This is a genomic window from Prosthecobacter fluviatilis, assembly GCF_042655725.1.
Lineage (GTDB): Bacteria > Verrucomicrobiota > Verrucomicrobiia > Verrucomicrobiales > Verrucomicrobiaceae > Prosthecobacter > Prosthecobacter fluviatilis.
On the sequence record NZ_JBHSMQ010000001.1, the window covers coordinates 1,161,794 to 1,182,705 of the forward strand.

Genomic DNA, 20,912 nt, shown 5'->3' on the forward strand with positions numbered 1-20,912 from the left:
GGCAGGCCAGCATCAAGAACCGTCACTCCCCGGTCACAAACCTTGTCCGGTTTTGGCTCGCACTGCGGGATGGATCCGCTACAACATCCGCAGACTGCTCCAAACCAACCCATGAAGCGCTACTCCCTTGGCATCGACTACGGCACCAACTCCTGCCGCTCCCTCCTCATCGACCTCGACAACGGCGCCGAAGTCGGCTCCACCGTCTTCAACTACCCGAGCGGCGAGATGGGCATCCTCCTCGATCCGAAAGACCCGCACGTCGCCCGGCAGAACCCGCAGGATTACCTCGACGGCCTCGAAGCCGTGACACGCGGTGCACTCCAGCAGGCTCAGGCAAATGTCCCCGGCTTTGATCCCACCCAGGTCGTCGGCATCGGCATCGACACCACCGGCAGCACCCCCATCCCAGTCAACAAGCAGGGCACCCCGCTCGGCCTGCTGCCCGAGTTCAAAAACAACCTCAACGCCATGGTCTGGCTCTGGAAAGACCACACCGGCTACGCCGAAGCCGCAGAGATCACCAAACTCGCTCACGAGATCCGGCCAAACATCATCGCCAAATGCGGCGGCATCTACTCCAGCGAATGGTGGTGGAGCAAAATCCTCCGCCTCCGCCGCGTGGACGCAAAGGTCTTCGAGGCCGCTTTCAGCTTCGTCGAGCATTGCGACTGGATCCCCGCCGTCCTCACCGGCAACACCGATCCCCTCACGCTCAAGCGCGGCGTGTGCAGCGCCGGGCACAAGGCCATGTTCAGCACCGAGTGGGGCGGCCTGCCTGACAAAGAATTCCTGGCCCGGCTCGATCCTGCCCTCGCCGATCTGCGTGATCGCCTCTACTCCGTGGCCCACACCGCCGATGTGAAGGCCGGCTCTCTCTGCGCCGAATGGTCCCAGCGCCTCGGACTCAAAGAAGGCATCGCCATCAGTGTCGGTGCCTTTGATGCCCACATGGGCGCCGTCGGTGCAGGCATCAAGGAAGGCACATTGGTAAAGATCCTCGGTACCAGCACCTGCGATCTCATGATCGCACCCACCAGCAAGCCCCTGGCGGACGTCCCCGGTGTCTGCGGCATCGTGAATGGATCCGTCCTCCCCGGCTACTACGGTATCGAGGCCGGACAGAGTGCCGTCGGCGACATCTTCCTCTGGTTCGTCAATCACCTCGTGCCCGACAGCTACGGCGCCACCGTCGGCGAAAAATTCGTGAATATGGAAAAAGCCATGCTCGGCAAAAAGCCCGGCGCCACCGGCCTCCTCGCGCTCGACTGGAACAACGGCAACCGCACCATCCTCGTCGATGTCCGCCTCACCGGCCTCCTGCTCGGCCAGACCCTCCACACCGAGGCTCACGAAATCTACCGCGCTTACATCGAAGCCACCGCCTTCGGCGCGCTCACCATCATCAGGCGCGTCGAGGAATACGGCGTGAAGGTCGAGGAAGTCATCAACACCGGCGGCCTCTCCATCAAAAACGCCACCCTTATGCAGTGCTACGCCGACATCATCGGCAAGCCCATGAAAGTCAGCCAGAGCGAGCAGACCTGCGCCCTCGGTGCCGCCATCTTCGGTGCCGCCGCCGCCGGGGCAGGGGACATCCACACCCTCCAGGCCCAGGTCACCGCCACCCGCGAAAAAGTCTACTATCCCATCCCCGAAAACCAGGCCGTTTACGCCGAACTCTACACCCTCTACCGCACCCTCCACGACGCCTTTGGCTCCGCCGAATGGAGCGGCAAACTCAGCCACGTCATGAAGCAGCTCCTGGACATCCGCGCTCGGCAGAGCTGACCTGCATGGACTGGCCTCACATCATCTACCCAGCCCTGCTCATTCTTTTCCTTTGGCTGGGGCCGTATGTGGCGGTGATCTTCCGGCAGGATTTTTCCAACCCCCCGCCGGACGCCACGGCCAGTGATCGCCGTCTCATCCGCTTTTGCCTGCGCGGCTTGATCGCCGTCACAGCCGCCCTGCTCCTGCACTGGTGGCTCGGCTGAGGTGCAGGGAGAACTGTTCGCCTCATTCTCGCAAGCTCCCCACCGCTCCCGCCGTTTGGCTCCCTGCATGATCCCCCTCCGCACGCTTTTCCTGCTCCTCGCGCTCTCCCCCTCGCTCCTTCTCGCTGAAGACTGGCCGCAGTGGCGCGGACCGCGTCTCGATGGCACCTCCAAAGACACCGGCTTTCCGGTTTCCGCAGACGGCAGCGTCACCTGGAAGGTTGAGCTTCCCGGCAGCGGTCATGCCTCGCCCATCGTGTGGCAGGACCGCATTTTCGCAGTCGCCGCCATTGCGGAAAAAGAGGAGCGCGTCCTGCTCTGCCTCGACCGTGCATCAGGCAAGCTGCTCTGGCAGTCCACCGTGCTCAAAGCCCCTATCGAAAGCATCCACAAGCTCAACAGCCAGGCCTCCAGCACTCCCGCCACCGATGGAGAGCGCGTCTTCACCGCCTTCCTAGACAACACTGAAACCGACGCCACACGCGCTGCCAATGCCGGTCGTGTCATCGGCAAAGGTGAAGTCCCCAAAGGCACCGTCGTGATCTCCGCGCACGACTTCAGCGGCAAACAAATCTGGCAGGTGCGCCCTGGCCTCTTCTCCAGCAAGCACGGCTTCTGCTCCAGCCCCATCGTTTTTGAAGACAAGGTCATCGTCAACTGCGACCATGACGGCGACGGCTACATCGTCGCTCTTGCACGCACCGACGGCAAAGAGCTCTGGCGCATCGCCCGCCCCAACAACACCCGCAGCTACTGCGTCCCTCTCATTCGCGACATCGGCGGCCGCACCCAGATGGTCCTCTCCGGCACCCTGTGCGTCACCAGCTACGATCCCCGCACCGGCAAGCTTCTCTGGATTATCGATGGCCCCACCGAGCAGTTCGTCGCCTCCATCGTTTACAGCGAGCAGTCCGGCCTCCTCTACATGACCGGCGGTTTCCCCGAGCACCACCTCCTCGCCATCAAGCCCGACGGCAGCGGCAATGTCACCAGCACCCACATCGTCTGGCGCACCAACAAAGGCGTCTCCTACGTCCCATCACCGCTCATTGAAGGCAGCCACCTCCTCAACGTCTCAGACTCTGGCGTCGCCCATTGCTTTGATGCCAAGTCCGGCGAGATCCAATGGGAGGAGCGCATGCGCGAGCACCACGCCTCCCTCACCAGCGCCGAAGGCCACGTCTTTTTCATCAACGACTTCGGCATCCTCCGCACCGTCCAGCCAGACAAAACCTACAAGCTCCTCGCCGAAAGCGACCTCAAGGAAAAAGTCTTCGCCTCCCCCGCACTCAGCGAAGGCCAGCTCTTCATCCGCACTGATAAAAGCCTCATCTGCCTCGGCAAACGCACTGCAAAGACGGCGGCACGGTGAGGCGAGTCGCTGTTGGCGTGTCTCAGTTGCCTAGCCAATAAAACACCTGATGTTTGCTCTGTGACACGGCGACGCCCTTCGTGAGCCAATGCCTGTTATAGGGTGACGGGTCACGTGCGGGTGACAGATCAAACCAGATAAAGTCATCGCTGACTCGGCGAGCTTCATAGCTGGGTTCCATGCTCAGCCACCCGTTCTTAAGCCATGCTGCCGGAAATGTATACGGTCGGCCATTGACCAGGTCAGCAGGCTTGGGTTGATGCTCGGAACGCAAGTGCCTTTCAATTTCAGCCACTTCGGATTCGGGAAGGGTGAGCAAAAGCTGAGTTTGCATGCCCGCGCGAAATCCCGGCGAGTAAAAAAATTTGGCATCTTTTGCCGAAGGCGGGATGCATTCGGGAAAGTGTTCCAGAGAGCGGAGTGCCAAATCCTTCGTGGCTTCTTTTCTTTTAGACTTGCCGACGATGTCTTCATATTTCGTCAAGCTCGTAGTGGGAGAGAGCATGAAATAAAAGAATGTGGTGCAGAGCGCTACCACCACGACACATAGTGTGCCAGCCACGATGATGGTCCATTTGATGAATTGGAAAAAATTCCGCATAGGATGTGACGCTGTTAGATTTTACCCTTGGCATGGTGGGATGGCAGGCGGCTTAAGCTTGAAACTGGCGCGTGTTTGTCCATGCAATCCAGCAAGAGAAGAGGTCAGATTTTCCATGTCGAATGGGTGGGCCAAACTTGGCTTGGCTGATTAAACTCAGAAATGTTCCCGCAGTTCAAGACCGTTTAGATCCATGGCCCATTCTTACTTCACCATGTTCCTCCGCGCCCTCTCCCTTCTCCTCGTCACCACACTCGCCGCTTTCACTGCCGAGCCCGTCCCTACATTCCACGGCTCCATCGAAAAACTCGATCCCGCTCTCGATGGACTCATCGCTCCCGACGCCAAAATCGAAGTCCTCGCCTCCGGCTTCAACTGGTCCGAAGGCCCCGTCTGGCGCGATGGGGGTCTCGTCTTCTCAGACGTCCCGGAGAACACCGTCTTCGGCTGGAAGGAAGGCGACACCGCAGCCAAAGTCGTGCTCAAACCCAGCGGTAGTCTCAGCGGGGACGGTCAGGGCTCCAACGGCCTCCAAGTCGATGCCCAGGGAAATCTCATCCTTTGCCAGCATGGAGAGCGCCGTATCGCACGCCTTGAAAAAGACGGCACCTTCACCTCGCTCGCGGACCACTATGAAGGCAAGCGCTTCAACAGCCCCAACGATCTCGTCATCGCCAAAAGCGGCGCCATCTTCTTCACCGATCCACCCTACGGCCTGAAGAAAGGCGAAGCCCCCGAGCTCAAACAGCACGGCATCTACTCCGTCACTCCTGCGGGCAAAGTCTCGCTCGTGATTTCGGACATCCGTTTCCCGAACGGCATCGCGCTCAGTCCTGACCAGAAGACCCTCTACATCGCCGTGTCAGACCCCAAGGACACCCGCGTCATGGCCTATGATCTCCAGGAAGACGGCACCGCCAAAAACGGCCGCGTCTTTTTCAATGCCCAGCCGCTCAAAAGCCCCGCACGCAAAGGCGGCTGCGATGGCATGAAGGTGGACACCCACGGCAACATCTGGACCACCGGCCCCGGCGGCGTCCTCATCATCGGCAAAGATGGCAAGCACCTCGGCAGCATTCTCACCGGCCAGGCCACCGCCAACTGCGCCTTCGGCGGCGCTGACCGCAGCACCCTCTACATCACCGCAGACATGTTCCTGCTGCGCGTGAAGACACTGGCGAAAGGATTGTAGAAGTAGGCCTGAGTTCTTTAGAGCATGCCCGTGCTCACAGGACATCGCAAGGACGTCAGTAAAGTGGTCCGCACAGTCCCCTGTGCGGCGCTCCGCCCTCTCCCTCCGCTCCGCGCAAAAGCCAGTCACACCCTCAAGGGCATCAAGTAAGTCACAAAGAACTCAAACTCGAAATCAGCCTCACCAGCGCCAGCCCGTTCATCACCGCTTTCGGCACAAACGACCCCGGCTCCACATACTCCGGCAGCTTGCTGCCGTCCGCCGTGCGTTCGGAGCAGTGCGCATTGCCACCATACGGGCCCAGTCCATCCAGCGTCGGCGCCAGCTGCCACAGGTGGTTCGCATCGCTCAGGCCCCCGCGCGGCACAGACACCGCCTTGAGATTCATCAGCGCCGCTGCCTCATGCCAGAGGTGAAAGAGCGACTTCGACTCCATGCCACCCGGCCACGCCGCCGTGTGCCCTGTGCGCTCCGCTGTGAGCTTCGCCCCGTTCGACGCCGTACCGCTTAGCGCTGCAAAAAAATCATCTGCATGCTGCAGCACCGCAGGCTCCGTGGCCCGGCATTCCCACTCGGCTACGGCCTCATGGGGTACCCGGTTCACCACAGTGCCTCCCTGTACCATGCCGATGTTCACTGTGCGCTCAGCCTCCGCGTTCGTCAGCGCGGCGATGTCCGGCAGCACACGGGCCAGCGCATCGATGGCATTGATGCCTTCATGGTGCTTGCTTCCCGCATGGGCGGCCTTGCCTTCGGCGCTGAGCCTCCAAGTGCTGCGCCCTTTGCGTGAAGTGACGATGTGCCAGCCACGCTCATCCACCGGCCCGCCTTCAAACACCAGCACCGCGCGCGCCTTGCCTCCGCAGCGCTCGGCCGTGGCCCTGCCAAAGTCATCGCCCGTGATTTCTTCAGCCGCATTCGCCGCCACGAGCCAGTGCGTGCGCTCAAAGAGTTCCGGGACAGCGTCCCGCAGCATTTGCAGCAGCAGCCAGATCAAAGCCGTGCCGCCTTTGTTATCCACCGTCCCCGGCCCATAGATGCGTCCTTCATCTGGGCGTTCATCCCATTTGAAATCATTCAGCCTTTCCTCCTCTGCCGGAAACACCGTGTCAGAGTGCGTGACCAGCACGATGGGGTCGCCCCCCTGGCCGCGATGCCTGAGAAAAAGGTGATGCCCCGTGCCTGGAGTGCTGCATGGCGACAGCTCCGCCTCAAAGCCCAGCGGGGCAAAAGCCGCCGCCGTCAGCCGCGCCACTTCATCCACCCCCTCAGCATTCGCCGTGAAGCTGTTGATGGCCACGAATCGCCGCAGCAGGTCCAGCGCCGCCGGGAGGTGCCGCTCTGCGGCAGATTGTAGAGAGGCTGCATTCATCGTGGTACGGCTCCTATGCCGGGGCGGTTTGGCATCATCAGCTTGCCGCAGGCATCATACATCAGGCCTGTGTAGTCGTCATTCGTCACGTAGAAATGCCCGTCCAGGTCGATCCAGTCCGCCCACGGGGCCAGGTGCGCCGCCGCCGTGGTGCCCAGGCTGGTTTCGATCATGCAGCCCAGCAGGACTTGCAGGCTCTGCTCCTTTGCCGCCTCCACCATGGCCACAGCCGCGTCAAAGCTCCCGCTCTTGAGCAGCTTGATGTTCACCCCATCCACGAAATCAGCCAGCGCTCTCACATCTTCCACCGTTTGCACACTTTCATCCGCAAAGATCGGCGGCGGGCTGCCCGGCAGCAGCGCCCGCAGCTCCTCCCAGGCATCCACGCCCAGCCGGTGGTGGATGGGCTGCTCGATCAGCGCCGGGCTGTATTCCGCCAGTTTTTCAATCATCAGCGGCGCCTCGGCGAGGTCCCACCCGCCGTTCACATCCAGCAGCAGATGGGCGTCTGGCGCGGCCATGCGCGCCACAGATACCGTGGCGATGTCCAGCCCCAGATCACCGGAGCCCAGCTTCAGCTTGAGCACGGGAAACTGCTGCGAGATCTCGCGCACCCTGTCCTCAAAGGCATCCAAGTCTGTCGGAATGCTGAAGGAGCGGCAGCCCGGCGGTGCAGCCTGTGCCGCCGCACCCAGCTTGGATTCGGCAAACGCCGCCAGCGGCCTCCCGGTCTGCTGGCAGATGATCTCATGCCTCATCAGGTTCAGCGCCAGCGCTGCTGTGCGCGGGAGTTTTTCCGGCAGCACTGCCTGCTGCAGCACCGCCAGCGTCTGCTCCGGGTCTTCTCCGTAGTAGGGGACAAACGGCGCCTCAGTGACGAGCTCTCCATTTGAGGCACGCAGCACCTCGCGCGTGGCGGAGGTGCCGTGGGCTATGCGAAAAGGCTCGGTGAGTTGGAGTGTTTTGATCTCGAAGTTCAAGGCTCCCAGTCAAAGGTCAGGAGCCCCTCTGGTCAAGGAGTCCTCTCTCCATCTTCGCCCGCTCGGCCCCTCCGCATCATTGCGGCTTCGGGTCGCGGCTGAACATCCGTTGGAAAAAATTCTTCTTCTTGGCCGGGACTTCCACCGGCTCAGGCGCAGGTGGCGGCGGCACTTGCGGAAAGCGCTGCGCCGCCTGTGCGCCCGCGGTCGTGCGGATGTCCTCGCTCAGAGACGTCTCACGCACGCTGTCGGTGTCGGTCACCACCTGCGGTTGAATGAAAACGATCAGCTCCTTGCGGGTTACGCTGTTGTTGTCCGTGCGGAAGAGCTTGCCCAGGCCCGGGATCTTGCCCAGCACGGGGATGCCGTTCTGCGACAGGTTTTTCTCCTCGGAGATCAGCCCCCCGAGCACGATGGTGTTGCGGTCCGGGATCGTCACGGAGGTGACGAGCTGCTCCGTACCGATGATCGGCACCAGGTTGGGCTGGATCAGCTGCGTGCCGATCAGAGTGTCGTTGATCTGGGAAATGGTCAGCGTCACCTCCCCGTCCGTGTTGATCAGCGGCACCACTTCCAGCTTCAGCACCACATCCAGGTAGCTCGTGGTGGACGTCACCGTTCCGTTCAGGTTGGAGGCATTGGTCACCGTGCTCGCCGGGTAGGGCACCTTCCGGCCGGAGGAGATGACGGCCTTCTTGTTGTTCAGCGCAAAGATGGAGGGCCGCGAGAGGACTTTGAAATTGCTGTTCGTCTGCAGCGCATTGAGGAAGACCCCCAGGCCGCTGCCCGCCGCACCGTAGAGGTTCAGTCCCGAGGAGGGGCCAAACGGCGTCGTGATGGCATTGGTACGCAGGTCATTGATGGCGCGTCCCGTTCCGCCCGTTCCTCCCAGGATGTCCGTGCGGTTGGTGATGCTGCTCGCCGTGAAATTTTTGTTGGTCAGCGAGGAGATGTAATCCACCCCCGTCAGCATCGTGTCGGTGAGCGTCAGTTCACCGATCACCGTGGCCAGGTACACCTGGGAGGGCTTGCGGTCCAGCTTGTCCAGCAGGCCGTCCACTTTCTCGATCTCCTCCTGCCGCCCCATGACGATGATCGTGTTGGACATGGGATCTGCCACGATGCGGGACTTGCCCACCAGCACGGAGACCGGGGCGTTGTTTTCCGTCGGGCCGGACACCACATCGGCTCGCGAGCCTCCGGTGCTCCCTGTGGTTCCGGTCGTGCCCGTGGTGCCTGTGCTCGCACTCGCGGTGTCAGAGCTCGTGCTGCTTGCTGCCGTGTTGCCGATCACGCCGCCACGTGTGCCCTGTGTGGTCCGTCCTCCGAGCAGCTGCGTGCTGTTCGTGGCCAGCACCTGCTGGCGCTGCTGCTGAAGCGAGCCCCCGCCCGGCAGCTGGGTGGTGCCCGTGTTCAGCTCCTGCAGGCGGTCCACCAGCGCGCTCAGCACATCCAGCGCGGCTGCATACTTCAGCTTCCGCTCATACGGCTCGGTATTCTCCAGCGGCTTGTCAAACTCCGCTATCAGGCTCGCCACATACGTGTAGTCCAGCGGCGAGGCCACGACGAGGATCTGGTTCAGCCGCGTGTCGGCCACCACCTGCGTGCTCGGCTGCGGATTCTGCGCGTTGGCAGATGACTGTGACACGCTGCTCTGGCCAGGGGAGGGCGGCCTCGGCGCATTGTTGTCGCCGCCTTTTTCACGGCCGTCGCTCGCGGCTGTGCCACGGATGGTGTTCACCCCCTTCGTTTCCTTTTCCTGCGCCTGCGCATTCAGAGTGGCCTGAATGATCTGCGCGATCACCGCCGCATCCGCAAACTTGATGGGGATGAATTTCGTCACCAGCGTGGAGCCGGTGTCCCCGAGATCAATCGCCTCACGAATCCCGATCAGCTGTTTCACGATCGTGGCGCTCTCCGTGATCAGCAGTCCCGGCGGAGACGTCACTGGCGTGATGCGGCCATACGCACCCAGCCCCACATGACCGGAAAACATGGTGGCCGCGTCCTCCGGGGCCAGGTAGTCCAGCTTCATGAAGTAGGACACGATGCTTTCTCCCTCCGGGATCTCCTTCGCGCTCGTGTAAAACCTCACCCCGTGGGAAAACTGCACCGCATTCGCGCTTTGGTTGCGCGCAGGCAGGATCTTCGCGCTGTTGCTGCCCGGCTCTGCCACGATGGCGTAGCCGTTGGCCAGCAGCGAGGCCTCGATGAGCTTGATGGCCTCGGCCTTCGGCACCTGCTTCGGCGTCACCAGGCTGATCGTCGCCCCCTCAAAGATGTTTGTGTCCTTGATCAGCGTGTAGCCCGTCAGCTTTTCATAGATCGCCAGCAGGTCGGCCACCGGATTGTTGGCAAACTGCATCATCACATTGTCACCAGTGATCTGGAAGGACTCGGCCTCCCCCGGTGCGCCTGCTCCGTCGGCGCCCATGCCTCCCGGACCTCCGAAGCCACCGCCAGGTCCGCCAAAACCACCGCTGCGGCGGCCAAAGCCGCCACGCCCACCACCTGGAAAGCCACCGCCAGGAGGTCCGCCTCCGGGCGGCCGCATGCCCTCAGCCGGCGCAGCAGGCTGGCTGCCATCCGCTGCGGGCGCGGCCTGCGGCTGGGCCGGGGCTGCTTGAGCAGGGGCTGCAGCTGGCGCTGGGGCCGCAGCAGCGGGTGCCGGTGCTGTCACGGGCGCTTCTGGCGCGGCGGCTGGCGCAGGTGCGGCGGCCGCAGGGGCTGCAGGTGTGGGCGGCGGTGCTGGTGGCACGATGCTCTGTCCGCGAACAACGGCGGAGGCGGCAAACACAAGCGTGGTGAGTACGGGAAGACAGCGATGCATGCGAAAAGTGTGTGGCGTTGGCGTTGTGGGCGTGGTTGAACGTCAGCGGTGCGTTTTATTTGCCGCCGCTGTCTTCTTTTTGGATCTTGTCAAACATGGAGCGAATGGCATTGCGGCGCTCCTCTTCCGGGGCGTTGCGGAATTTCTCGTCACTGAATTTTTCCCGCATCGCGTCGCGGAATTTCTCCTTCGCCTTGTCAGAGAGGCTTTCGTACTTTTTCCGGTCCTCCTCGCTCGGTCCACGGCTGCCCCGGTTGAAGCGGTCTCCGTTGGAGTCGTTGCGCGGGCCCTTGTCTCCTTTGTCGCTCTTGCCTTTGGCCAGGTCGTTCTTGTCCAGCGCGCTGTGCCTGATGCTGAAGGTCTCCCCTCCGATCGCGATTTTCGCCTGCGCACGCTCGATGTTGGTCGTGGGCAGCGCCTCCATCAGCTTCCAGCCCTTGAGGTTGGGCTCCTCGGTCACGACCAGCGACTGCTTCTCGTTTCTGTCAAAGATGGTCACCACCGGCTTGCCGTTCACATACGCCATCCCCGTGAGCACCAGCGAGTCAGAGATGCTCACGATCCGCGTGAAGGGCGAGTTTTGGATGATGGCGTTCAGGGAGTTCGCATCAAACGGCTGCGGCAGGTCGGGGTCCACCGGCCCCGCTGGCGCTGCAGCAGTCGCAGGTGCGGCCGCCGTTTCCTGCGGTGGCAGCAGTTCGTCTCCGGGAAGGGGCAGCAGGTCGGAGCTGGTGACCGTCGTTTCCGCCGCTGCCGCTGGCGCTGCGGCGGGTGCCGCAGGCACGAGCGACTGCGCGTGCAGGCACGTCGCCGCGCACGTCATGAGCAGGGTGGTGAAAAGCGCTTTCATGGCTGGAATCCGTTTTCAGGTTTGAACCAGCGCGCCAGCACGAGGTTGCAAAGTGCCTGCGGCGTCTTCTCCTTGGCCTTGGGGTCGATCTCCAGCTCGATCTGTTTGATGGCTTGAAACTTCTCCGGAGACTGCAGCGTCGCCAGCCAGCCCAGCAGCGTGGTCTGGTCCCCGCGCAGCCTCACTTCCACCGCCACTTCGCGGTACAGCGCCGCGTTGGCCTTGCTGTCTGCGGCATCCGGCAGCAGCTGCTGCTTCTGCACCTGCAGCTGGTAGTCCAGCGCCACGTTTTGGATCTCCTCCAGCAGTTTTGCCTGCGCCGTGCCCAGGCTTTCGGTGGTCGGCATGTGCTGCTCCATCCAGGCGGAGCGCTTGTCCCAGAAGTCCCGGTCAGCCATCCAGTGGCTGTTCTCGCTCTTCTCGTTTTCCAGCGTGGAGATGCGCGCCAGCACCGCCGTCCGGCGGTCCAAAAACTGCTTCAGCATGATGAATGTCGCCATCATCAGCAGCGTGCCGATGCACGCTGCGAGCAGCTTCTTTTCACGTTGGGTGAGGGCCAGTGCCATGGGGAAGGGAAGGGGGGAGGTTTGTTTACGGCAGCTTGCCCTGTGCCCGGAAGCTCGCCGTGGTCCCTTTGACTTCGGGCCGGGGGTTCGTCCACACATAGCGGCTCAGGACGCGGTTCTTCTTGAAGTCTTCGATGAACTGAAACGCCAGCTGCGCGTCGCGCGCCTCTCCGCGGATGTCGATCTCCTTGCCCTTCACTTCAAATTTGCGGATTACGATCCCGCTTGCGGGCATGATGCGGTTGATCTCCCCCAGCAGAAACAGCGGGTAGCGCTGCTGTTCGATCGCTGGCGCCAGCACCTTCCACCGCTCATTCGCCTTGCGCACCGCCGCCGCTGGCTCGCTGGTCTCCTCCACTTCCTCCGCCAGCTTTGCCGCGCGCTTCTCCTGCAGGTGCAGGTAGGCAAACGCCAGAAAGGCCAGCGAGGCATACAGCATCCCGCCCAGCGTCAGCCAGCGGATCATCTTCGCACGCCGTGTGCTGGCGCTGATCGCGTCACGCACCCCGGCCGGCAGCATCTTCGTCCACGTCCGCGTGTCCAGGCTGCCGTTCGGCGGCAGGTCTGCGAGGATGCGCACCGGCATCTCCAGCGCTGAGCTCAGGCGCGTGGTCAGCCCACGGTCAAAATTTTCCCCCACCAGCGCCACACCCTCGATCGCGCCGGTGCCGAGCTCCGACTCCAGCGTCAGCCGCGCCAGCGTGATCTCCAGAGCCAGCGCATCTTCGGCGGCAGGCGTCTTGGCAAAAATATGGCTGTGGTACAGCCTGCCCTGATGGCTCGCGGCCAGCACCAGGTCCCCCTGTTCCTCTGCGATGACGATGTGCCCTGCAGGCAGCTGCGCCAGCCTCAGCGCTGCCGTGTAGTCGCTCGCGTGGGAGGCCGCCAGCGCCTCCGGAAAAGGCTCCGCCAGGATGTCCACGCTGATGATGGCCAGCCCGCCGTTCTGCCCCAGCAGGTGCCAGCGGTAGTTCCGGCCCACCGCGTCCTGCTCCAGCTTGAAGCCACGCCGTTCCAGCTGCGTCGTGATGATCTGCTCCAGCAGCTCGCTGTCCGTCTGCGGCAGGATCAGCCCCAGCGTCCGGCACGCCGACGCCGGCAGCCCGATCACCAGCGGCTTGCTCACATGCGTGGCCTCCGCCGGGCTCTCCACCGTCTCCGCGCTGGAGGTCGCACGCGGCTTCCACACACGCCAGGAGGCATCAGGAGCGGGGAGGAGCAGGGTGGTGGCGGTGAGTGACATTCGTTGAGGGCTGGGTAAAACGCGCGATTGCTTGGGAAGTTGCGGTATTGAATGACGAATATCGAATGTCGGGTGATGCTTGGATTGTCGAGTTTTTTTACTCCTCGATCCGCCCGAGGTAGGTCACCGCTCCCGTCGTCTGATCACGGCGGGTCACCAGGGTGATCTTGGAGCGCTTCGTCCCCACCCACCCGATGCTCGTGATGCGCCTCAGCGTCGTGTCGCTGTCATTCACGATGCCGCTCACCGCATTCAGCCGGTCCCCGTTCAGCCCCAGAATCTGGTAGGCCTCCGGCGCGCGGATCCGGCGGTCATCCTCCGTGCCTGGAATGCCGTCCCCGCCGTCACGCTCGGTGATGAAGCGCTGCACATCGTTTTCAGACGCCCCCGTGATGGCCAGCAGCACATCCTTGAAAACCGTCCGCAGGTCGATCTGCCCCTCTCCGTAGATGCTGAAAAAGTTCCGCCAGTCCGGCTTCTTGCGGTCCACCGCGTCCATCCCGCGCACCAGGATCATTTCCTCCACCCGGATGAAGCCCTGGTTGCGCGGCGCGTCGTAGATGCCCAGGCTCTTGTAATACTCCGCCTCCGCACCGTTCGCACGCTGCGTGCTGTCATTGTCCACCCAGTCTGCCAGAGAGTCCGCCGCCACCCCCGCGTCCTCCGCATTCAGCTGCCAGTAAATGAAAAGGTTGTAGATCGCCTCCCTCAGCCGCTCGTCCGTGATGTAGTTGATCGGGATCCGCGCTCCCTCGTAGTTGATCACCACGTCAAACCCGCTGTCAGGCCCCACTTTCTGCTTCATCACGATGTCACCCCTCCGCGTGCTGGGGTTCAGGCCCACTGCGATGCCGCTCTCCGCCAGATGCAGCGCCCGGAAATCATAAGCCGCCTGCTTGGATTCCTCGGCGCTGTAGCTGATGTACTCCACCACGCCCATGATCGTCACAGACATGAGCAGGATCGCCCAGATCATCAGCATGAGCGCAGAGCCCCGCGCACTGGCTGCAGGCTTTCTGCGGTCAAAAGATGGAGGGTAGGTCTTCATGGGCCGGGAGGTGCACCTCCACCACCGCCGCCGCCGGGAGGTCCGCCACCTGGGAAGCCACCTCCGGGAGGTCCGCCGCCAGGAAATCCGCCACCGCCAGGTCCCCCGGGCCCGCCTGGGCCTCCAGGTCCCCCGGGGCCGCCACGACCTCCGCCTCCAGGTCCGCCCGGCCCACCGGGGCCACCACGTCCGCCACCTTGGCCTCCCTGTCCGTTGGTGTTCCCCCCGCCGCCCTGCTGGTTGTTGTTATTGTTGCCGTTGTTGTTGTTCGTGTTGGACGGCGCACGGCCTGCCACCAGGTTCAGCACAGGCAGGCTGAAGACCATCCGCACCGGCAGCGTCCGGTTTTTCATCACCAGTTGGCCCTCGATGAGGTCCGGCCATTTCGACTTGCTCCATTCCTCATACCACGTCTCCTCCTTCTCGACGTAAAACCTCCACTTGAACGACACCACGTCCGGCAGCAGCGGCATCCAGTACCGCCCCTCCGTGTCCGGCGCATAGATCCCCGTCGTGGACTGCTGGATGCCCGACTTCAGGTCCTCTGTCTTCGGGATCAGATCCTCGCGCGAAAGGCTCAGGTAGTTCAGCGGCTTCTGGTTGTCGTCCACCACCGCTTCCGGGTACGGGCGCAGGCTCAGGATCGTGTCCTTCGAGGTGATCGGGTTGCCTCCAAACGGAAAGCAGTCCGGAGAGCCCGCGATCGTCAGCTCCTGGATCACCGGCTCCGTGCCCTGCGTGATTTTCAGCGTCAGCGTGGCCGTGCTCGGCAGCGTCGCAAACGTCCGCCGGCACAGCTCAATGTACCGGTTCATCGAGTCGCTCTCACGCTGCGTGCGCTCGATCTCCGTCGTCGCCAGCATCGAGCCCCGGATCACCGCAAACAGCGTCGCCGTGATCATCGACAGGATCGTGATTCCGATCACCACCTCGATCAGTGTGAAGCCGCCGCTTCGTCTAGGACTGCGCTGGCTTGTAAACATAGACCTCCAGAGTGTCCTCCTGCGCCACCCCGTCGAATGACGAGGTCGCATGGATGGTGAGTTTGTACATGTCGCTCAAGACGCCGCCGTTCGTCGTCTTCAGCGAAAGCGCTTCCGTGCTGCTTGTGTAAGTGATCCCAAACGTCGTGTCCGTGATCGTTGTGCTCATCTTGGCCAGCGGTTTGTTCCTCAGCTCTTCAAACACATTGCGCATCCCGATCCGGATGAGCTGGTCCCTCCTCAGCAGGTTCGCCGTCTGCAGCGTCATGTTCAGCGCCTTCACAAGCCCCAGTACCGCGATCGAAAAAATCGTCAGCGCCAGCACCAGCTCAAACAGGATAAAGCCCCGCCAAGCCGGGCGTCGTCTGGCATGGAGATTCGCTTTCATCGCAGGTCCACGGTCTCCTTCACAATGTCTGCAGTCAGCGCCGCAAACTCCACGTCAAACGTCGAGGCCGGGCCTTCCACATGGACCTTCAGCGGCTGGCACACCCCGCTGGGCTGAAACACCCACAGCTTCACCGCTTCTCCCTCGATCGTGGTCGGTTCCGCATCATACCAGTGCTGGATCGTGTACTTCACCTCCTGCGGCAGTTTGTACTCTTCAGACCAGTGCTCGTCATACTTCGGCGGCGGCGGCGCGATCGGCAGGTCCGTCGTCTTGTTCGAGCCGCCTCCGCTGTCGATGTCTGTTTTCTCACCCTCCTGCATCGTGCTTTGCACCGCAGGGGCCTCTTCGCCGGATTCGAGAAATTCGTTCAGCTGCTCCAGCTGCAGGTAGGGGTTGAAATACCGCGATGCGGTAAACCCTGTGGCATGAAAAGCCACCTGGTAGGGCCGCTTCTCCTGCATCGCTCGCAGCCGCGCCTCACGCGCCAGCTTCAGCAGCGCCGTCACGGGCTCGCGCGCCACACGCTCCTCCTGAAAGCCCTTCAGCATCGGCATCGACGCCGCGGCCAGCACGGCCACAATAGTCAGCGCGATGACGATCTCCACCAGCGTAAATCCCCGCGCGCAGGCCTCCGCCCGCTGCCGGATGAGGCCGCCCTGACATGCGGTGAGGCTCTCACCCACGTCATGGCAGCTCTTCATGCTACGGCATGCAGGTTTCATGGCTTACTTGGCCGCAGCTTTCTTCCAGTTGCCGATGTCGTCGTCCGTGCCGTCGGCACCGTCCGGCCCCACCGTCCACAGGTCATACGACTTCTTCGACTTCTGCGCCGGGAAGCGGTACTTGTACGGCTGGCCCCAGGGGTCTTTCGGCAGCTCTTCCATGAAGGGGCGGTAGTTCTCAGGCTTCGGCTCCAGCGTCGGCATTTCCACCAGCGCCTCCAGTCCCTGTTCTGTGGTCGGCACCCGCAGCGCCCGCCCTTCATAGGACTGCAGCGCCAGCGCTATTTTGTCCATGTCCGCGCTCACACGCGAGTCCTTCGCCGTGTCGATCAGGCTGGAATACATCATCATCGAGCCACCCGCCAGGATCGCGATGATGGTCAGCGTGATCACGATTTCGATCAGCGTGAAGGCGGCGGCGGTGCGTGCTTGGGTGCGAGGTGTTTGGATTTTCATGATGGTTCGGATTGAACAGGTTTTTTGCAGTTATGAACAGAAAGAAATACGGTTGGTTGCGCCATCTTAGCCGCTGCTGCGGATGCCCGTGACGCTCTGGGCGATCGCCGCCACAATCGAGTATGCCACCGTGCCCACCATCACCGCCATGACGATCAGAATGACCGGCGTAATCATCGATGTCATGCGTTTGATCCGCTTGTCCAGCTCCTTGTCGTAGCGGATCGCGCATTTTTCCATCGACTTGCCCAGCTGTCCGGTCTGCTCTCCCACCGCGATCATGTCCGCCAGCAGCAGCGGAAAGCTCCCCACCTTGCGCAGCGCATTCGAAAGCGGCGCCCCTTCGGACACCAGCGTGGTCACCTTCGCCAGCAGAGACTGGATGAACACATTGGCCGAGATCTTTGACACCAGCCGGATGCTGTTGAGCAGCGGCACCCCGTTGGTGATCAGGCTGCCCAGCGAATGCGCAAATTGCGCGTAAAAGCGCATGCTCATGATCGGGCCAAACAGCGGCAGGTTCAGCTTCGTCCCGTCCCACCACATCCGCCCCGCCGGGCTGGAGATGTAGCCGCGGAAAGTCAGCACGGCGGCGGTCAAAATAATGCCGATCACCCACCACCACTGCCCCATGAAGTGGTTGAAGCTGATCAGCAGCTGCGTCGCCGCCGGCAGCTTCTGCCCGTTCTTGCCCATCAGGTCCATGATCTGCGGCACCATGAATGTCATGAACACCACCATCAGCACCACGCACGCGCCGATCAGGAACGCCGGGTAGATCATCGCCTGCGTCACCTTCGACTGCAGCTCCGCCATCACCGCCAGGTTGTTCGCCAGCCGGCGCAGGATGCTCGGCAGCGATCCGCTCACCTCGCCCGCCGCTGCCAGGTTGCAGTACAAATCATCAAAGCTTGGAGACGCCTTCCTCAGCGCCTTCGCCACAGACGAGCCCTCCCGCAGCTCATTGCGCATCGTCGCGGAGATCTGCCTCAGCACCCCCGACTCCTGCCGCTCCTGCATCACCCGAAACGCCTGGTCAATTTGCAGCCCCCCGTCCAGCAGATCCGCCAGCTCCTCGGTGAAAAGGATCAGCTGCGCGCGCTTCAGCTTCACAGGTCCCGCATCCACCTCAGCCTTCGCCTTCGCCGCCCCCGCCTTCTCCTCCTGCGTCACCTTCACAGGCGTCAGCGCCTGCGACTCGATCTTCCGAAACGCCTCCGCACGCGATCCCACCGTGATCGAGCCGGTGATCGTCTGTCCGGTGGCGGTAAGGGCGGTGTAGTTGAAGGCGGGCATGGGTATCAGCGCTGGCGAAGAATTTTGCGGATTAGCTTGGGGTCGCGACGGCTGTCGAGGATGGCGGCTATCTGAACGGTGTCGTCCTCGATCCGGTAATAGACACCGTGTGGGAAACGTCTGGAGGCGTAAAAGTAAAAGCCAAAGCGCTGACGATGAACTCCGCCAAAGCCGCCCAGAGTTTGAAGCTCTGCTTGCATTTTGTCGAGGAAGTGCCAGCCGGCTCCAGGCTCGTCCTCCTCGTAAAAGTGAAAGCTGTCACGCAGGTCTTGTTTGGCATCTTCTTCGAGGGTGACATTCATGCCAGCTCTTTCCGCAAATCATCAAATGCCTGGTCCAGATCATGCCAGACCGCTTTGCCACTTTTGATTTTTTCGAGGCGTTCACGAAGAACGTTTTCATGCCATGCCGGTGGCTCGATCTCCTCTGCGTGATCTTTGACCACATCCTGCCATAGAAGCTGGAAAGCCTGCCATTTCTGGTCGGCCGTGAGCTGTTTGAGCAGTGAGGCTACAGGTGGATTGTCTTCGAGAATCATGGAGGGAGAATACAGAATTTGGAGTGGTTTGGCAACACTGCTACTCCGTCGCTGCCGTCACGGTCATCACCTCCTCGATCGTCGTCACCCCTTCCGACGCCTTGCGGAAGCCATACTGCCTCATCGGCACCATGCCGTCTTTCAGCGCCTGCGCCTTGAGTTCCATGGTGTCGGCCCGTTTGTTGATCTTGTCCTGCAGGGCTTCCGTCATCAGGCAGATTTCCATGATCGCCAGACGTCCGGAGAAACCCGTGTTGCGGCACGCACGGCAGCCCACAGGTTGAAACAGCTTGTCCTTCCATTCCAGCGGGAAGCCAATGCTGCGCAGGTGGCTTTCCTCATGGTGCGCCGGCTGCTTGCACAATCCGCACAGCGTACGCACCAGCCGCTGGGCCTGGAAGGCGCGCACCGAAGACGAAATCATGAACGGCTCGATCCCCATGTCGATCAGACGGGAAATGCCGCTGACGGCGTCGTTCGTATGCAGCGTGGAGAACACAAGGTGGCCCGTGAGCGCGCCGCGGATGGCGATCTCCACCGTCTCCTGGTCGCGCATTTCCCCCACCATGATCACGTTCGGGTCGCCGCGCAGAATGCTCCGCAGCCCGGCCGCAAACGTCAGGTCGATCTCCGGCTTCACCGCGATCTGGATGATCCCGTCCAGCTTGTTTTCCACCGGGTCCTCGATCGTCACGATCCGGCGCTCCTTCGTGTTCAGCTCCTTCAGGAACGTGTACAGCGTGGACGATTTGCCAGAACCCGTGGGCCCCGTCACCAGGATGATCCCGTTCGGCGCCGCCAGCAGCTTGCGGATCGTCGCCTCCGTCGCCGGGTCCAGCCCGATGGCCTGCAGGTCAAACTTTTTGCGCGTCAGCAGTCGCAGCGCCACAGACTCCCCGTTCACGCTCGGGATCGTCGCCACACGCACGTCGATCGGCTCGCCATCCAGCTCCAGATTGATGCGTCCGTCCTGCGGCAGCCGCCGCTCGGCGATGTCCAGATGCGCCATGATCTTCAGGCGCGAAATCAGCGACGCCTGCAGCAGCCGCATGTTCGGCGGCACCGGCACCTCCAGCAGCTTGCCGTCCACACGGTAGCGTATGCGCAGGTCGCGCTCCAGCGGCTCCACATGAATGTCCGTGGCACGCTCCTTCAGCGCCTCACGGAAGATCTGGTTCACAAAGTTCAGCACCGTGGCCTCCTCGTCCGCCTCGTCCAGCACCGTCGTCTCCTGCTTCAGGTCATCGTGCTCGTCACCGCCCTCCCGGCCCTCCAGCAGCTCCTCAAAGTTTTCCGCACCCACGCCGTAGCCCTGGTGCAGCGCCTCCAGGATGCGGTGCCGCGGGGCGATCTGCCAGTGCACCCGTTTCCTCAGCTCCTGGCCCACCGCCTGCCTCGCGCTCAGGTCAAAGGGGTTGTACGTCAGGATCGTCGCCTCGCCATTCGCCACATGCAGCGGGCAGATGCGGTGTCTCAGCGCCAGCTTCGCAGGGAAGTTGTTCCTCAGCCCCTCCGCAGCATCTCCGGCACCATCCTCCGCATACGGCATGCCCAGGCCAGACGCCAGCTGGGCAAAGAACTTGTCTTCATCCACCATGCTGCTGTCCACCACCGCGTCCATCAGCGGCTGTCGGTTGTCAGAGGCCACTTCCAGGGCGTGGCGCAGCCGTGTGGGCTCCTCGCACCCGGCGCTGGCGGCCGTGCGTACGAGGACATCGATCAGGGTAGGGGAGGGCATGTGGGGCGATACAACGCCGCAACGTGGACAAAGTTTCGCTTTCTATGCAAGCGGATCATCCACAAAGAAAAACGGTGGAGCAGGGGCGATCGTGTGCTAAATGCCCACCCTCTATGAATTCCAATCTCATCGTCCTCCGCCGCTCCCTCAAGGCGCTTGCCTTTGCTGGACTCGCCCTGGCCCTCAGCAACTGCGCCACCGCCAAGAAAGGCAACTACTCCCTCAATTTTGATCCTCCTGCCAAGGCCGTCAAAAACCCTGCCAACGTCCGCGTCAAGCTCAGCACCGGCGCCCAGCGCGTCTACGTCATGGAAGGCAACGAAGTCCTCCTCGCCACCCCGTGCTCCGTCGGCACCGCCAGCAGCCCGACGCCCACCGGCAATTTCACCATCTACAGCAAGGTGGCCAACCGCCGTCGTGCCAGCAGCCCCGGCGCTGGCTATCCGATGACCTTCTGGATGGAGTTCAAGTCCGCCTACGGCATGCACTGGGGCTGGGTCAAGCCCTACCCCTGCACCCACGGCTGCGTCCGTCTCCCCATCAAGTCCGCCCAGAAGATCTTCAGCATGGTCCGCTCCGGCACCCCGCTCAACATCGCCTCCTCACAGCCCGAAGACGCCACCATCGGCAAGACCCTCCCCGTTCTCGATGACAGCAGCCTCGCCGACCCGCCTGACTCCTACATGATGAGCAACAAGGTCTTTGAAGACGCCGCCAAAGGCAAGATGTACTACTGA

Annotated in this window: 21 protein-coding genes; 5 read left to right on the forward strand and 16 right to left on the reverse strand. The window is 62.4% G+C overall.

What is annotated here, in order from left to right; translation table 11 throughout:
* Positions 1-111 precede the first annotated feature (111 nt).
* The 3 genes from ACFQDI_RS04550 (at position 112) to ACFQDI_RS04560 (ending at position 3,369) form a co-directional block, all read left to right on the forward strand.
* Positions 112-1,791 carry a ribulokinase gene (locus ACFQDI_RS04550; RefSeq protein WP_377163870.1) on the forward strand — a complete coding sequence of 560 codons (1,680 nt, stop codon included), beginning with the start codon at positions 112-114 and terminating at the stop codon, positions 1,789-1,791.
* A gap of 5 nt (positions 1,792-1,796) precedes the next feature.
* Positions 1,797-1,997 carry a hypothetical protein gene (locus tag ACFQDI_RS04555; protein ID WP_377163872.1) on the forward strand — a complete coding sequence of 67 codons (201 nt, stop codon included), beginning with the start codon at positions 1,797-1,799 and terminating at the stop codon, positions 1,995-1,997.
* A 67-nt stretch (positions 1,998-2,064) separates the two neighbouring features.
* On the forward strand, positions 2,065-3,369 hold the full coding sequence (locus ACFQDI_RS04560) for a PQQ-binding-like beta-propeller repeat protein (RefSeq protein WP_377163874.1): 1,305 nt from the start codon (positions 2,065-2,067) through the stop codon (positions 3,367-3,369).
* Between the two features lie 22 nt (positions 3,370-3,391).
* Here the strand turns inward: ACFQDI_RS04560 and ACFQDI_RS04565 are convergent, their stop codons facing one another.
* The gene (locus ACFQDI_RS04565) at positions 3,392-3,874 is read right to left on the reverse strand and encodes a hypothetical protein (RefSeq protein ID WP_377163876.1); all 483 of its coding nucleotides are present in this window, start codon (positions 3,872-3,874) and stop codon (positions 3,392-3,394) included.
* A gap of 310 nt (positions 3,875-4,184) precedes the next feature.
* Here ACFQDI_RS04565 and ACFQDI_RS04570 point away from each other — a divergent pair, with 310 nt between their 5' ends.
* A complete protein-coding gene (locus ACFQDI_RS04570) occupies positions 4,185-5,162 on the forward strand; it encodes an SMP-30/gluconolactonase/LRE family protein (protein ID WP_377163878.1) in 978 nt (325 codons plus the stop codon).
* Between the two features lie 151 nt (positions 5,163-5,313).
* On the opposite strand, the gene ACFQDI_RS04575 is transcribed toward ACFQDI_RS04570, so the two are convergent.
* From ACFQDI_RS04575 to ACFQDI_RS04645, 15 genes are all read right to left on the reverse strand, one after another.
* On the reverse strand, positions 5,314-6,534 hold the full coding sequence (locus tag ACFQDI_RS04575) for a M20/M25/M40 family metallo-hydrolase (protein WP_377163880.1): 1,221 nt from the start codon (positions 6,532-6,534) through the stop codon (positions 5,314-5,316).
* On the reverse strand, positions 6,531-7,514 hold the full coding sequence (locus ACFQDI_RS04580) for an enolase C-terminal domain-like protein (RefSeq protein ID WP_377163882.1): 984 nt from the start codon (positions 7,512-7,514) through the stop codon (positions 6,531-6,533). The genes ACFQDI_RS04575 and ACFQDI_RS04580 overlap by 4 nt, the downstream gene beginning before the upstream one ends.
* 76 nt (positions 7,515-7,590) lie before the next feature.
* On the reverse strand, positions 7,591-10,344 hold the full coding sequence (locus tag ACFQDI_RS04585) for a type II secretion system protein GspD (RefSeq protein ID WP_377163884.1): 2,754 nt from the start codon (positions 10,342-10,344) through the stop codon (positions 7,591-7,593).
* Between the two features lie 55 nt (positions 10,345-10,399).
* Complete coding sequence (locus tag ACFQDI_RS04590; protein WP_377163886.1) at positions 10,400-11,194, reverse strand: hypothetical protein; 795 nt, start codon at positions 11,192-11,194, stop codon at positions 10,400-10,402.
* On the reverse strand, positions 11,191-11,760 hold the full coding sequence (locus ACFQDI_RS04595; RefSeq protein ID WP_377163888.1) for a GspMb/PilO family protein: 570 nt from the start codon (positions 11,758-11,760) through the stop codon (positions 11,191-11,193). Before ACFQDI_RS04595 ends, ACFQDI_RS04590 begins: the two co-directional genes overlap by 4 nt.
* A 25-nt stretch (positions 11,761-11,785) precedes the next feature.
* Positions 11,786-13,003, reverse strand: a complete 1,218-nt coding sequence (locus tag ACFQDI_RS04600; protein ID WP_377163890.1) for a hypothetical protein — start codon at positions 13,001-13,003, stop codon at positions 11,786-11,788.
* Between the two features lie 97 nt (positions 13,004-13,100).
* On the reverse strand, positions 13,101-14,051 hold the full coding sequence (locus tag ACFQDI_RS04605; protein WP_377163892.1) for a type II secretion system minor pseudopilin: 951 nt from the start codon (positions 14,049-14,051) through the stop codon (positions 13,101-13,103).
* Positions 14,048-15,034, reverse strand: a complete 987-nt coding sequence (locus ACFQDI_RS04610; protein WP_377163894.1) for a PulJ/GspJ family protein — start codon at positions 15,032-15,034, stop codon at positions 14,048-14,050. Before ACFQDI_RS04610 ends, ACFQDI_RS04605 begins: the two co-directional genes overlap by 4 nt.
* A complete protein-coding gene (locus ACFQDI_RS04615) occupies positions 15,009-15,422 on the reverse strand; it encodes a type IV pilus modification PilV family protein (protein WP_377163896.1) in 414 nt (137 codons plus the stop codon). The genes ACFQDI_RS04610 and ACFQDI_RS04615 overlap by 26 nt, the downstream gene beginning before the upstream one ends.
* Entirely contained in the window at positions 15,419-16,126 is a 708-nt protein-coding gene (locus tag ACFQDI_RS04620) for a pilus assembly FimT family protein (RefSeq protein WP_377163898.1), read from the reverse strand. Before ACFQDI_RS04620 ends, ACFQDI_RS04615 begins: the two co-directional genes overlap by 4 nt.
* Before the next feature lie 24 nt (positions 16,127-16,150).
* On the reverse strand, positions 16,151-16,603 hold the full coding sequence (gene gspG / locus ACFQDI_RS04625; protein WP_377163900.1) for a type II secretion system major pseudopilin GspG: 453 nt from the start codon (positions 16,601-16,603) through the stop codon (positions 16,151-16,153).
* Between the two features lie 66 nt (positions 16,604-16,669).
* Positions 16,670-17,899, reverse strand: a complete 1,230-nt coding sequence (locus tag ACFQDI_RS04630; RefSeq protein ID WP_377163902.1) for a type II secretion system F family protein — start codon at positions 17,897-17,899, stop codon at positions 16,670-16,672.
* Between the two features lie 5 nt (positions 17,900-17,904).
* On the reverse strand, positions 17,905-18,201 hold the full coding sequence (locus tag ACFQDI_RS04635) for a type II toxin-antitoxin system RelE/ParE family toxin (protein WP_377163904.1): 297 nt from the start codon (positions 18,199-18,201) through the stop codon (positions 17,905-17,907).
* A complete protein-coding gene (locus tag ACFQDI_RS04640; protein WP_377163906.1) occupies positions 18,198-18,437 on the reverse strand; it encodes an addiction module protein in 240 nt (79 codons plus the stop codon). The genes ACFQDI_RS04635 and ACFQDI_RS04640 overlap by 4 nt, the downstream gene beginning before the upstream one ends.
* A 40-nt stretch (positions 18,438-18,477) precedes the next feature.
* Positions 18,478-20,175 (reverse strand): GspE/PulE family protein, encoded by a 1,698-nt coding sequence (locus tag ACFQDI_RS04645; RefSeq protein ID WP_377163908.1) that lies wholly within the window; start codon positions 20,173-20,175, stop codon positions 18,478-18,480.
* A 113-nt stretch (positions 20,176-20,288) separates the two neighbouring features.
* Here ACFQDI_RS04645 and ACFQDI_RS04650 point away from each other — a divergent pair, with 113 nt between their 5' ends.
* Positions 20,289-20,912, forward strand: coding sequence for a L,D-transpeptidase (locus ACFQDI_RS04650; protein WP_377163910.1), 624 nt, complete (start codon positions 20,289-20,291; stop codon positions 20,910-20,912).